This is a genomic window from Bradyrhizobium sp. AUGA SZCCT0158 (assembly GCF_018130065.1).
GTDB lineage: Bacteria > Pseudomonadota > Alphaproteobacteria > Rhizobiales > Xanthobacteraceae > Bradyrhizobium.
Map to the genome: position 1 here is coordinate 15,552 of NZ_JAFCME010000048.1, position 12,273 is coordinate 27,824.

Annotated in this window: 9 protein-coding genes; 6 read left to right on the plus strand and 3 right to left on the minus strand. The window is 63.4% G+C overall.

Features of this window, described 5'->3' with window-relative positions; genetic code table 11:
• Positions 1-236 precede the first annotated feature (236 nt).
• Positions 237-1,199: an alpha/beta fold hydrolase gene (locus tag JQ574_RS33900; RefSeq protein WP_212209603.1), complete on the plus strand. Its 963-nt coding sequence runs from the start codon at positions 237-239 to the stop codon at positions 1,197-1,199.
• 140 nt (positions 1,200-1,339) lie between these two features.
• Here the strand turns inward: JQ574_RS33900 and JQ574_RS33905 are convergent, their stop codons facing one another.
• Positions 1,340-1,732, minus strand: coding sequence for a cytochrome c family protein (locus JQ574_RS33905; RefSeq protein WP_212209604.1), 393 nt, complete (start codon positions 1,730-1,732; stop codon positions 1,340-1,342).
• A 231-nt stretch (positions 1,733-1,963) separates the two neighbouring features.
• On the opposite strand from JQ574_RS33905, the gene JQ574_RS33910 reads away from it, so the two are divergent.
• Genes JQ574_RS33910 through glcF form a run of 3 tightly spaced genes read left to right on the plus strand, consistent with a single transcriptional unit; the run spans position 1,964 to position 6,050 of the window.
• Positions 1,964-3,457, plus strand: coding sequence for an FAD-linked oxidase C-terminal domain-containing protein (locus JQ574_RS33910; protein WP_212209605.1), 1,494 nt, complete (start codon positions 1,964-1,966; stop codon positions 3,455-3,457).
• Positions 3,458-3,468: 11 nt separating this feature from the next.
• Positions 3,469-4,707: an FAD-binding protein gene (locus tag JQ574_RS33915; protein ID WP_212209606.1), complete on the plus strand. Its 1,239-nt coding sequence runs from the start codon at positions 3,469-3,471 to the stop codon at positions 4,705-4,707.
• The gene (gene glcF / locus JQ574_RS33920; protein ID WP_212209607.1) at positions 4,704-6,050 is read left to right on the plus strand and encodes a glycolate oxidase subunit GlcF; all 1,347 of its coding nucleotides are present in this window, start codon (positions 4,704-4,706) and stop codon (positions 6,048-6,050) included. The genes JQ574_RS33915 and glcF overlap by 4 nt, the downstream gene beginning before the upstream one ends.
• On the opposite strand, the gene JQ574_RS33925 is transcribed toward glcF, so the two are convergent.
• A complete protein-coding gene (locus JQ574_RS33925; protein ID WP_212209608.1) occupies positions 6,047-6,493 on the minus strand; it encodes a hypothetical protein in 447 nt (148 codons plus the stop codon). The genes glcF and JQ574_RS33925 overlap by 4 nt on opposite strands.
• A 424-nt stretch (positions 6,494-6,917) precedes the next feature.
• Here JQ574_RS33925 and JQ574_RS33930 point away from each other — a divergent pair, with 424 nt between their 5' ends.
• A complete protein-coding gene (locus tag JQ574_RS33930) occupies positions 6,918-7,967 on the plus strand; it encodes a TorF family putative porin (protein ID WP_212384212.1) in 1,050 nt (349 codons plus the stop codon).
• On the opposite strand, the gene JQ574_RS33935 is transcribed toward JQ574_RS33930, so the two are convergent.
• Positions 7,948-9,693 (minus strand): ABC transporter ATP-binding protein/permease, encoded by a 1,746-nt coding sequence (locus JQ574_RS33935; RefSeq protein WP_212209610.1) that lies wholly within the window; start codon positions 9,691-9,693, stop codon positions 7,948-7,950. The genes JQ574_RS33930 and JQ574_RS33935 overlap by 20 nt on opposite strands.
• Before the next feature lie 298 nt (positions 9,694-9,991).
• Here JQ574_RS33935 and JQ574_RS33940 point away from each other — a divergent pair, with 298 nt between their 5' ends.
• Positions 9,992-11,656 (plus strand): L-lactate permease, encoded by a 1,665-nt coding sequence (locus JQ574_RS33940; RefSeq protein WP_212384213.1) that lies wholly within the window; start codon positions 9,992-9,994, stop codon positions 11,654-11,656.
• Positions 11,657-12,273 lie beyond the last annotated feature (617 nt).

Below are 12,273 nucleotides of genomic sequence, written 5' to 3' on the forward strand. Positions count from 1 at the left end.
ATGTGTGGTCTTCGCCTGCGTTCCTGTGAATTTTGGGTACAAGTTTCAGGTTTCGGCCACACCTCGATCAAACACGTCGACACATGGCGAAAGTGTTAGCGTGACTGTATAAAAAGCCCAGTGACGGCAGTATGACCCCGCTATCCACAGGGTTGGGCGGACTGTGGAGAACTCCCGAAACCAGCACCCATTCCGGTCGTATCTCGTTGGTGCCAAAGATCATTCGGACATTTTCAATGGTGATAGCGATCGTCGTGGCGGCGCTGGTGATCCTGGCGTTGGTCACGCAGGGCGGGGTGTGGCTGACGCAGCGGGCCTATCCCGCCCAGGGCAGGATGGTCGAGGTTGCCGGCGCGACTCTTCACATTGTCGATATCGGCCCGCGCGATTCGGCCAGCCTTCCGATCGTGATGCTGCATGGCGCCAGTTCGAACCTCGAGGTGATGCGCCAGCCGGTGGGTGAGCGGCTTGCGAAGAGCCATCGCGTCATCCTGATCGATCGTCCAGGCCACGGCTGGAGCACGCGCGCCAATCTTGAGGATTCAACGCCCGAAATTCAGGGACGGATGATTGACGAGGCGCTGGCCAAGCTCGGCGTCGGGCGTGCGATCTTGGTGGTGCATTCCTGGGCGGGCGCGCTCGGCGCGCGCATGGCGCTGGATTATCCGGGGCGCGTCGCCGGCATGGTGATGCTGGCGCCGGTGGCCTATCCGTGGCCGGGCGGCGTCGGACGCTACAACAAGATCGTCGCGACGCCGGTGATCGGCCCGTTGCTGGCCTATACGATTACGCTGCCGCTGGGCAAACTCCTCATCAGTTCCGGCGTCCGCGGCGTGTTTCTGCCGCAAGCGGTCCCGGATGGATATGTCGAAAACACCGCAAGCTCGCTGCTGCTGCGCCCGCGCGAGTTTCTCGCCAATGCGCGCGATCTGGTGACGCTGAAGGCGGCCGTTGCCGAGCAGGCGCCGCGCTATGCCAGTATCAAGGCGCCGATCACGATCGTCACCGGCGATATCGACAAGACGGTGTCGACCGACATCCATTCGCGGCCGCTGGCGGCGACCGCACCCAACGTCAAATTGATCGTGCTGCCCGGCCTCGGTCACATGGTGCAGAACGCGGTGCCTGACCTCGTGATCTCCGAGATCGAAGCCATGATAGGCAAAATGGCCCAGAACACCGCGGCCGCAGCGAATTAAAGCGTTTGTGAGCGAGCATGCCCCTGGGAGCTGATCCGGGGGGATAGCGGTTGCGTCAAGAACGCGTCAAACCAGAAGCCGGCGCTTCGGCTCTGCTTTAGTCAGAACCGAAGCTCCGGAATCGCGATATTCGACAGCCGCTACTTGGTCTTGCCGTCCTTGTCGTATTGCGCAAGGAACGCCCAGAGGTCGCCCGCCTCTTTCTCGTTCTTGATGCCGGCGAACACCATCTTGGTGCCGGGAATCTTCGCCTTCGGCTCCTTGATGTATTCGAGGAACACATCCTTGCTCCAGGTGATGCCCGAATTCTTGTTGGCCTCCGAATAGGAGTAGCCTGCCGTGGTGCCGGACTTGCGGCCTTCGAGCCCGTTCAGCTCCGGCCCGACCTTGTTCTTGGCGCCTTCGCCGATCGCATGGCAGGCCATGCATTTGTTGAACGAGGATTTGCCGGCAGTGACGTCCTGCGCCAGCGCGCCCGACACGGCCATCAATGAGGTGACAACAACCAGCGTACCCAAGATCGGTGTTTTCATGTGGTGCTCTTCGTCTCTTTCCCTAGGGGTCGATTGCTTTTGGCAGGCTCGTTCCGATTGGACAAGCCACGAAACTTTGACAGGTTCCGGCCTCGCAGGCTTGCCCGAGAGCGAACTCACGATTTGGGGGGAAGGCAATCCGACATTGGTGTGGTGGCCTACCCAAATGCGCCCAGACGTGCTTGATTTACCGCGACAAATCGATAACGCGCTAGGCCCTGGAGGAAACGCATGGCCATTATGATGCCGGCTTCCGATCAGGCCGTTCTGGATCGCCGCGACGCCATTGTGGCCGCCTTGCGGGGGATCGTGCCGGGTGAGGGCGTGATCGACAGCGCAGCCGAGATGCTGCCTTACGAGTCCGACGGCCTGATGGCCTATCGGCAGCCGCCGATGGTCGTGGTGTTGCCCGACACGACAGAGCAGGTCTCCAAGGTCCTGAAATATTGCTGCGAGCAGGGCATCAAGGTGGTGCCGCGCGGCTCGGGCACCTCGCTGTCCGGCGGCGCGCTGCCGCTGGCCGATGGCGTGCTGCTCGGTCTTGGCAAATTCAAGCGGATCCGCGAGATCGATTTCGACAACCGTGTGGTGGTGACCGAACCCGGCGTGACCAATCTGGCCATCAGCCAGGCGGTGGCGCATGCCGGCTTCTATTATGCGCCCGATCCCTCGTCGCAGATTGCCTGCTCGATCGGCGGCAATGTCGCGGAAAATTCCGGCGGCGTGCACTGCCTGAAATACGGCATGACCACCAACAACGTGCTGGGCTGCGAAATCGTGCTGATGTCAGGGGAAATCCTGCGCATCGGCGGCAAGTCGGCCGAGAACGCAGGCTATGACCTGATGGGCATCATCACCGGCTCCGAGGGCCTGCTTGGCGTCATCACCGAGATCACGGTGCGGATCCTGCAGAAGCCGGAAACCGCCCGCGCGCTGATGGTCGGCTTCGCCGAGGTCGAGGCCGCCGGTGAATGCGTGGCCCGCATCATCGGTGCCGGCATCATCCCGGGCGGCATGGAGATGATGGATAAACCGGCGATCCACGCCGCCGAAGCCTTCGTCCATGCCGGCTACCCGCTCGATGTCGAAGCGCTCCTGATCATCGAACTCGATGGTCCCGGCGTCGAAGTCGATGAACTGATCGGCCGCGTCGAGACCATCGCCAAAGGCTGCGGCTCCACCACGCTGCAGATTTCCACGTCGGAAGCCGAGCGCAACCTGTTCTGGGCCGGCCGCAAGGCGGCGTTTCCGGCGGTGGGCCGGATTTCCCCTGATTACCTCTGCATGGACGGTACCATTCCACGCGGCGCGCTGCCGAAGGCCCTGGCCCGCATCCGCGACCTCTCGGCCAAATACGATCTGCGCGTCGCCAACGTGTTTCATGCCGGCGACGGCAATCTGCATCCCTTGATCCTCTATGATGCCAACCAGCCCGGCGAGATGGAGCGGGCCGAGGCGTTCGGCGCCGACATCCTGCGCTGCTGTGTCGAACTCGGCGGCGTGCTCACCGGCGAGCACGGCGTCGGCATCGAGAAACGCGACCTGATGCCGGAAATGTTCAGCGAGATCGACCTCAACCAGCAGCAGCGGCTGAAATGCGCGTTCGATGCCCAGGGCCTGCTCAATCCCGGCAAGGTGTTTCCGACCCTGCACCGCTGCGCCGAACTCGGCCGCGTACACGTGCACGGCGGCCGGCTGGCATTCCCCGAACTTCCCCGATTTTGAAGCAGGCGCACGTGGACACCCCAAGAGTACGAGACGCCAAGGACGTCGAGCAGGTGGTGCGGGCGGCGATCGCCAGCGAGCAGCCGCTGGAGATCATCGGCCATGGCTCCCGACGCCTGGTCGGCCAGCCGATGGCGACCAACGCCGTGCTCGAACTGTCGGCGCTGAACGCAGTCACGGCGTATGAGCCGAACGAGCTGATCATCACGGTGCAGGCGGGCGCGCCGCTTGCCGATGTGCTGTCGCTGATCGACTCTAAGGACCAGCAATTCGCGTTCGAGCCGATGGACACCTCGGCGCTGCTCGGCGTCTCCGGCGCCGGCACCATCGGCGGCATGATCGGCGCAGGCCTTGCCGGCCCGCGCCGCATCAGGGCCGGCGGCGCCCGCGATCATCTGTTGGGGGCGCATGCGGTGTCCGGCTTCGGCGACAGTTTCAAAACCGGGGGTAAGGTGGTGAAGAACGTCACCGGTTACGATCTCTGCAAATTGCTGGCGGGGTCGTGGGGGACGCTGGCGGTCATGACGGAAGTGACGTTGAAGGTGATGCCGAAACCCGAAAGCGAACGCACGCTGGTGCTGCGCGGGCTCGACGATGTCACCGCCAACCGGGCGATGACAGCGGCGCTAGGCTCGCCCTACGACGTGTCGGGTGCGGCGCATCTGCCGCATCAGGCGTTCCGGTCCGCGGCCGGCGGCTTGGCCGGGCTCGGAGCGCCGGGGCAGGCGACGACGCTGCTGCGGCTCGAAGGCATCGCGGCTTCCGCCGCCGACCGCGCCGGCTCGCTCGGCAAGACGCTGGCGCCGTTCGGCACCGTGGAGGTCCTGCAAGACGCTGTTTCGGCCGCGATCTGGAGTTCGATCCGCGATGTCCTGCCGTTTGCCGCCCAAGGCGCGCTGGGGGCGTGGCCGGTGTGGCGGATCGTGTGTCCGCCGGCGTCCGGCGGCGCGCTCGGGCAGCAGCTTTCGCGCGACACCGGCGGCGACGTGATCTACGATTGGGGCGGCGGGCTGATCTGGGCGGCGTTGCCGCCCAGGCCGGACGCGCACGCGGCGCTGCTGCGGGCGCGCGTCGATGCCGCCGGCGGTCATGCGATGCTGGTCCGGGCGTCCGAACTGGTGCGGCGCAATGTCGACGTGTTCCATCCGCAATCCGGCGGCGTGGCCGCCTTGAGCGAGCGCGTCCGGGCGAGCTTCGATCCCAAGAACATCCTCAACCGGGGCCGCTTGCTGCGGGCGGTCGCGACATGAAAACCGAATTCTCTCTCGCCCAACTGGCCGATCCTGACATCGCTGAAGCCGACAAGATCCTGCGCGCCTGCGTGCATTGCGGGTTCTGCACGGCGACTTGTCCGACTTACGTGCTGCTCGGCGACGAACTCGATAGCCCGCGTGGCCGGATCTATCTCATCAAGGAGATGCTGGAGAAGGACCGCCCGCCGACCAAGGAGGTGGTCAAGCATATCGACCGCTGCCTGTCCTGCCTCGCCTGCATGACGACCTGCCCATCGGGCGTGAACTACATGCACCTGGTCGATCAGGCGCGGGTCAGGATCGAGCGGGATTATTCCAGACCGCTGGGCGAGCGGGTCTTGCGCGCGGTGCTGGCCTTTGTGCTGCCGCGGCCGGGTCTGTTCCGCGCCAGCATGATCATGGCGCGGCTGGGCCGGCCGTTCGCTGGCCTGTTGCCGACACCGAAAACCGCACCGGCGACGCCCACCCTGCTGCGGCGGATCAAGGCGATGCTGGCGCTCGCGCCCGGCAGCCTGCCGGCGCCGGGGCCTGCCGCCGGCAGTGTCTTCCCGGCCGTTGGCGACAGGCGGGGGCGGGTGGCGCTGCTGCAGGGCTGCGCCCAGCAGGTGCTGGCGCCGCGCATCAACCAGGCCGCCATCAATCTCCTGACGCGCCACGGCATCGAGGTGGTGCTGGTCAGGGACGAACAATGCTGCGGCGCGCTCACCCATCACCTCGGGCAGGACGGCGACGCACTGGCGCGCGCCCGTGCCAACATCACGGTCTGGCAGCGCGAAGCGGAACAAGGTGGCCTCGACGCCATCCTGGTGACGGCGTCGGGCTGCGGCACGGTCATCAAGGACTATGGTTTCATGCTGCGCGAGGACCGCGAATTCGCCGGCCCCGCTGCACGAATATCCGCGCTGACAAAGGATATCACCGAGTATCTCGTCGGCGTCGATCTGCATCCATCGAGCCAGCAAGGCGACGTCACCATCGCCTATCACTCGGCTTGTTCGCTGCAGCACGGACAGAAAATCACGCACGCGCCGAAAGAATTGCTTTCCAAGAATGGATTCGTGGTGAAAGATGTACCCGAGAGCCATTTGTGTTGCGGTTCGGCGGGGACCTACAACATTCTCCAGCCTGACATTGCGAGCAGATTGCGCGATCGCAAGATCGCCAATATTGCGACAGTCAAACCGGACATGATCGCTGCGGGCAATATTGGGTGCATGGTGCAGATTGCCGGCGGTACGTCAGTTCCTGTGGTGCACACGATTGAGCTTCTCGATTGGGCGACAGGAGGTCGAAAACCCGAATTGAAGGGGTCTGGACTGACAAGGCCAGCATTGAACTAATCGATCGGCCGACTATTCGAGCGCTCGACTGACACGACCAGCGGCAACAGGAGGACCACGATGGCTAAAGCGAAGAAGAGCAAGAAAAGCAAGAAGGCTAAAAAGGCCAAGAAGGCGGTAGCGGCGAAGAAGAAATCTGCGAAGAAGTCGTCGAAGAAGGCCGCCAAGAAGTCGGCAAAGAAATCGGCCAAGAAGGCTTCGAAGAAGAGCGCAAAGAAATCCGCCAAGAAGGCAGCGCCGAAGAAGGCCGCCAAGAAATCCGCCAAGAAAGCTGTGGCGAAGAGCCCGGCGAAGAAAAAGAAAGCCGCCGCCAAGCCTGCCGCGCCGAAGGCGGCAGCCCCGGTGGCGGCTCCGGCGCCAGAGCCCGAAGCTGCGCCCGCTCCGAGCTGGGCAACACCGAGTTCGGAGGCATCGACCCCGTCATGGGGCTCCGGCTCGTCCAATGGCGGCGATCAGCACTAGGTCGTCCGCGGCCCGTCAAGGTCGATTAATCGGAAAGCCGCAGCGTCCACCGCTGCGGCTTTTTTCTTGAGGCCGGCCGGCGGATCGATTTCACCACGGATTTCTACGGAGGCTATTGATTCGGCCGCTGTTCAGGCAAGCGGGAGCTGATCCCCCTGTTTTGCCGGTTCCAGATGTCGTCTGACCGGCACGAAGGCCGCCAAACTTGTTGTGGGAATGCAACACCCGCAGACAACATTTTCCGAAACAGGCAGAACGCCTAAAAAGGCGGCAGATGATTGTCTTTTTTGCTTCACGCCCATGACAGCACGTCCCAGATTGCCGTTGAGTTTGGTTGCAGTCGGTTATCGCTTGCCCTGGGGGGCCACCGGAACGGGACTGTTCTAGAAGGTGATGGGGATCGTCATGAAGAAACTGGCTTTGTTAGCAACGGCGCTGGCAATGGTATCGGGTTCGGCCCTCGCGGCGGACTTGCGTGTCAAGGCGGTGAAGGCCCCGCCGCCTGTCGCGTTCGATCCCTGGGATATCGCCTTCGGCGCCGGCATCACCAACGATTACATCTTCCGCGGTATCACCCAGTCCAACCACAAGCCGTCGGTCAACGCCTATTTCGAGCCGCGCTACAACGTCACCAAGGACTTCCAGCTGTACGTCGGCCTGGCCGCTGCGAGCATCTCGTTCCCCAACCGTGCAGCCGCTGAAGTCGACGCCTACGGCGGTGCCCGCCTGACGGTTGGCGCATTTGCCTTCGATGTCGGCGCCTGGGGCTACCTCTATCCGGGTGGAACCTGCCAATACGGCGGCGGCGCTGTCACCGATTTCGCCGGCGTTCCGCTCAGCGCCGAATGCCAGGCGAACACCCTGCTCAATCTCAACGTGCTCAAGAAGGACGTCAGCTTCTTCGAGATCTACGGCAAGGTGAACTACACCTTCAACGACAACTTCTCGCTGGGCGGCACCGCCTATTATACGCCGAGCTTCCTCAACAGCGGCGCCGAAGGCACCTATGCTTCGATCGTCGGCAAGGCGATCGCGCCGAGCGCCTGGTTCGGCGCCAGCGGCCTTGGCATGTACGTGTCGGGTGAGTTCGGCCGCCAGTGGCTGGGCACCTCGGACTCGTTCTACGGGACCGCGGTATTCCCGAACGGCATCAACTACGCCGACTACAACACCTGGAATATCGGCGTCGGCTTCACCTACAAGGTGTTCACGCTGGACTTCCGTTACTCCGACACCAACCTGTCGAAGGGCGATTGCAACGCTTTCACCAGCGACTTCACCGCTCGCGGCGAAATCAATGCCTTTACCGGAACCAACGTCACTGCGATCAATCCGTCCGGCGTGGGTTCGAACTGGTGCGGCGCAGCCGGCATCGTCAAGCTCTCGGCTGACCTGACCGCGCTGGTTGTAGGGGCTGCAACAGCTTCTCTCAGGCTTACGCCGGCTGGGCGCTGACCGCTTCCCGCAGCGTGAACTGGTCGCCGTCGCGGACCATGGCGACGTGGCGCTGGTGGAAGGCCTCGAGCGTCGAACGGTGGCCGATCGAGACGATGGTGGTTTGCGGCAGTTTCGAGCCAAGCAAATTGTAGAGCGCGGCTTCCGAGGGTTCGTCGAGCGAGGCGGTCGCCTCGTCGAGGAACAGATACTGCGGCGCGTGCAACAGCGCGCGCGCCAGGGCGAGGCGCTGCTGCTCGCCAAGCGAGAGCATCCGGTTCCAGTGCGATTGCTCCCCCAGCCGCCCGGCAAGCTTGGGCAGGCCGACCTGGGTGAGCGCTTCCCTGACCCGATCGGCGCTGAAGGTTTCGGTTGCGCCGGGATAGGCGATGGCCCCATGCAGCGATCCGATCGGAAAGTAGGGCCGCTGCGGCAGCATCATGACGGACGCGCTGGCGGGGATGGCGATCGAGCCGCTGCCGAACGGCCAGATGCCGGCGATGGCCCGGAACAGGGTCGACTTGCCGGAGCCCGACGGGCCGGTGAGCAGCGTACGTTCGCCGCCGCGAAGGCTTAAAGCATCGGCCGAGACCAGCGGCGTGCCATTGGGTAGGCGCAGCGTGAGCTCGCGCAGGTCGATCGCCGTGCCGCCCTGAGATGCGACGACGTCGATCGATTCGCTCGATTTCTCCAGCGCCGTGGCGCTCGCGATGGCCGCTTCAAACCCGTCGAGGCGTGCCATGATGGCGCGCCAGTCGGCCAGCGTGCGGTAGATCGTGACAAAGATCGACAGCGCCGACTGCACGCTGCCGAACGCGGACGCGGTCTGGGTCAAACCGCCAAGCTGGACCTTCTTTTCGAAGAAGGCCGGTGCCACCAGGATATAGGGAAAGATCACCGCGGCCTGCGAATAGCTCGCGGTGAACGTGGTCAGCCGCTTGGTCCGGCTCATGATGCCGTACCAGTTTTCGATCACATGGTGGAAGCGCGCCCAAAGCCCGAGGCGCTCCGCGCGCTCGCCCTGCAACAGCGCGATCTGCTCGGAGTTCTCCCGTGCCCGAACCAGGTTGAAGCGGAAATCGGCCTCGAATTGCTGCTGCTTGAAATCAAGCCGCACCAAAGGCGAGCCGATCCATTGCGTCAGCGCCGTGCCGAGGACGGCGTAGATCAGCGCGCCCCAGACCAGGTAGCCCGGGATGGCGTACTCCTTGCCGAACAGGTGCAAGGGGGCGGCTGCCGACAGCCCCCACAGGATGACGACGAAGGAAAGCAGCGTCACCACCGAATTCAAAAGGCTCAGCCCGATATCCAGCGTCCGCTCGACGAACAGCCTGACGTCGTCGGCAATGCGCTGGTCCGGATTGTCGGCGGCGTCACCCTGCAATTGCATGCGGTAGTGATTGGCGCCGTGCATCCATTCGCCGAGATAGTGCCGGGTCAGCCAGCGCCGCCAGCGAATCTGCAGCCATTGATTGAGGTAGAGCTGGTAGACGGCAAGCACGACGGCGCAACTCGCCAGCACGCAAAAGACGCCGATCTCCCTGACGAAGACGTCCCAATTGTATTCCTGCAGCGCGTTGAAGAAGCGATTCTGCCACTGGTTCACCAGAACGTCGATCGCGACCAGCGCCAGTTGGATCGTGATCACGGCAGCGAGCAGCGCGCGGCCGGCCCATTTGTCCTCGGAACGGAAATAGGGAGCGGCGATCCGCCATACGGTCGCGAGCGTCGAGCGGATATTCTTCACGATGGTCTCCGGGGAGCGGGCCTTAAAGGCCTGAAAGAATGGAAGAATTTGACGTTGGACTAAAGTCGTAGATTTCCCAGCCTGCGGCGACTTGTCGCGGCAGCTGGTCAGACCCTAGCATGGCTGTCACGGCGAGGGGCAGGGGACCTCTGGACTTCGCGAGGTTGTGAGCGGGTTTCGGCGAACTGCCGAACCAGCAGTCGATCTTGCGGATGAGAGCAACGTTTCCGCAGGCGCCAGGCACACCAGACCGTCCACACGGCCGGGTGCCCAATAATAATCCGGGGAGAATCCGAACATGTGGGATCAAGTCTACAATCCGCTCGGCAACGCGACCTTGTCGACGCTCGCCGCCGCCGTGCCGGTGGTCACGCTCCTGGTGCTGATCGCCAGCGGCAAGGTCAAGGCGCACATCGCGGCCATCATTGCGTTGATCGTCGCCAACATCGTCACCATTGCCATCTACCACATGCCCGCGGGCATGTCGGTCCGGGCATCGCTGCTCGGCGTGGTGGTCGGCTTCTTCCCGATCGGGTGGATCGTCCTCAATGTCATTTTCCTCTACCGCATTACGGTCGAGACCGGTCGCTTCGAATTGTTGAAGCGCGCCATCGGCGGGGTCACCAACGACCGTTGCCTGCAACTGCTCCTGATCGCGTTCGCCTTCGGCGCATTTTTCGAGGGCGCATCCGGTTTCGGCACGCCGGTTGCGATCACAGGCGCGGTTCTGATCGGGCTCGGCTTCTCGCCGCTGGCGGCCTCCGGCCTGTCGCTGATCGCGAACACCGCTCCGGTTGCCTATGGCGCGCTGGGCACGCCGATCCAGGGCCTTGCCCAGGTCACCGGCCTCGATCCCTATGTCCTCGGCGCGATGGTCGGCCGGCAATTGCCGCTGTTCTCGCTGATCGTGCCGTTCTGGGTGGTATGGGCCTTTGCCGGCTGGAAGGGCATGAAGGAAGTGTGGCCGGCTATCCTGGTCACCGGCGTCTCGTTCGCGATCCCGCAATTCGTAATCTCGAACTACATCAACCCCTGGATCGTCGACATCGGCGCTTCGCTGATTTCGATGGGATGCCTGATCCTGTTCCTGAAAGTGTGGCAGCCCAGGGAGCTCTGGTTGTCGCCCGCCTTGCGCGGCAAGGATGAATCGGCCGCGACCATGACGACGCCGAAGCCGATGGACAGGACGCCGCTCACGCAAGGCGAATTGTGGAGCGCATTGCTGCCGTGGATCATCGTCTGCGTGGTGATGCTGATCTGGGGCAATGGCGGGTTCAAGGCTTGGGCGAACGCCAGCTTCGTCTGGAAATATCAGGTCCCCGAACTGCACAATTTGATCAACAAGGTGCCCCCGGTCGCCGCCAGGCCGACACCGGAAGCCGCGCTGTTCGACTTCACCTATCTGTCGTTCACCGGCACCGGCATGCTGATCGCCGCGATCATTTCCGGATTCCTGATGAGCTTCTCGCCGGCGAAGATGATTGCGGAATACGGCCGCACCATCAAATTGTGCGCGATTTCGCTGATCACGATCTCGGCGATGCTGGCGATCGGCACGCTGACGCGGCTGTCGGGCGTCGACGCCACGCTCGGCCTGGCCTTCGCCGCAACCGGCGTGCTCTATCCCTTCTTCGGCACCTTGCTCGGCTGGCTTGGCGTGGCGCTGACGGGATCGGACACCGCCTCCAACGTGCTGTTCGGCAATCTGCAAAGGATTACGTCCGAGCAGCTCGGCCTGTCGCCGATCCTGATGGCCGCCGCCAATTCCTCCGGCGGCGTCATGGGCAAGATGATCGACGCGCAATCGATCGTTGTCGCCTCGACGGCGACCAACTGGTACGGCCACGAAGGCTCGATCCTTCGTTATGTATTCCTGCATTCGATCGTGCTGGCCTGTCTGGTCGGCGGACTGGTGACATTGCAGGCGTACGTCCATCCGTTCACGTTGATGGTCCTGCAGTAGGGCGCAACTGAACGTATGGAGTCGTCGTCCCGGCCTTGAGCCGGGACCCATACCGCGTGATCTTTCGATAGAGACTCAGTAGCGAAGACCTTTCGCAAAACTTCTCCCTGTGGTTATGGGTCCCGGGTCAAGCCCGGGACGACGGCGGTGTTTGTTTGATGCACCGTCAGCCAAACGCACTTTTGCGATCTCGCGACACAGTGTGCCCGAGCTTTGCTGGAAACTTGCCGCCCTCTCATGAGAGGGCGCAGGGAAGACCGGGTGCGCGCTGCACCCGCGGTCTCGTGTGCGGTTTGCACTAAGTAGGCTGCACACGAGCATACAGGGCAGCGGAGAACACCCGGCCTTCCCTGCGCAATGGCTTTACGGCTTATGCCGCGCTCTCCCCGGAGACGAGTTCTGGTTGACTCCGTCGCCGCCGTTTCCGCTTGCGCTTCTCCGACAGCTTGACGCCTGCAACGGGCGCCAGGACCACACGGTTTTGCCGTACGCTTAATCCACGCCGTCGTCAGACGTGAACAAGCGTCCACCGCATCCCGCCGCGCGTTCGTGACGTGCGCACGCCCCTCTTGTCGGGCGGGACGCGACAATTCAAACCGTTGATTTGCCCGACGAGG

Excerpts from the sequence above, each read along its gene's own strand:
- JQ574_RS33905 (WP_212209604.1), bottom strand. The coding sequence starts at position 1,732 with ATGAAAACACCGATCTTGGGTACGCTGGTTGTTGTCACCTCATTGATG.
- JQ574_RS33910 (WP_212209605.1), top strand. The coding sequence starts at position 1,964 with ATGGCCATTATGATGCCGGCTTCCGATCAGGCCGTTCTGGATCGCCGC.
- JQ574_RS33900 (WP_212209603.1), top strand. The coding sequence starts at position 237 with ATGGTGATAGCGATCGTCGTGGCGGCGCTGGTGATCCTGGCGTTGGTC.
- glcF (WP_212209607.1), top strand. The coding sequence starts at position 4,704 with ATGAAAACCGAATTCTCTCTCGCCCAACTGGCCGATCCTGACATCGCT.
- JQ574_RS33930 (WP_212384212.1), top strand. The coding sequence starts at position 6,918 with ATGAAGAAACTGGCTTTGTTAGCAACGGCGCTGGCAATGGTATCGGGT.
- JQ574_RS33940 (WP_212384213.1), top strand. The coding sequence starts at position 9,992 with ATGTGGGATCAAGTCTACAATCCGCTCGGCAACGCGACCTTGTCGACG.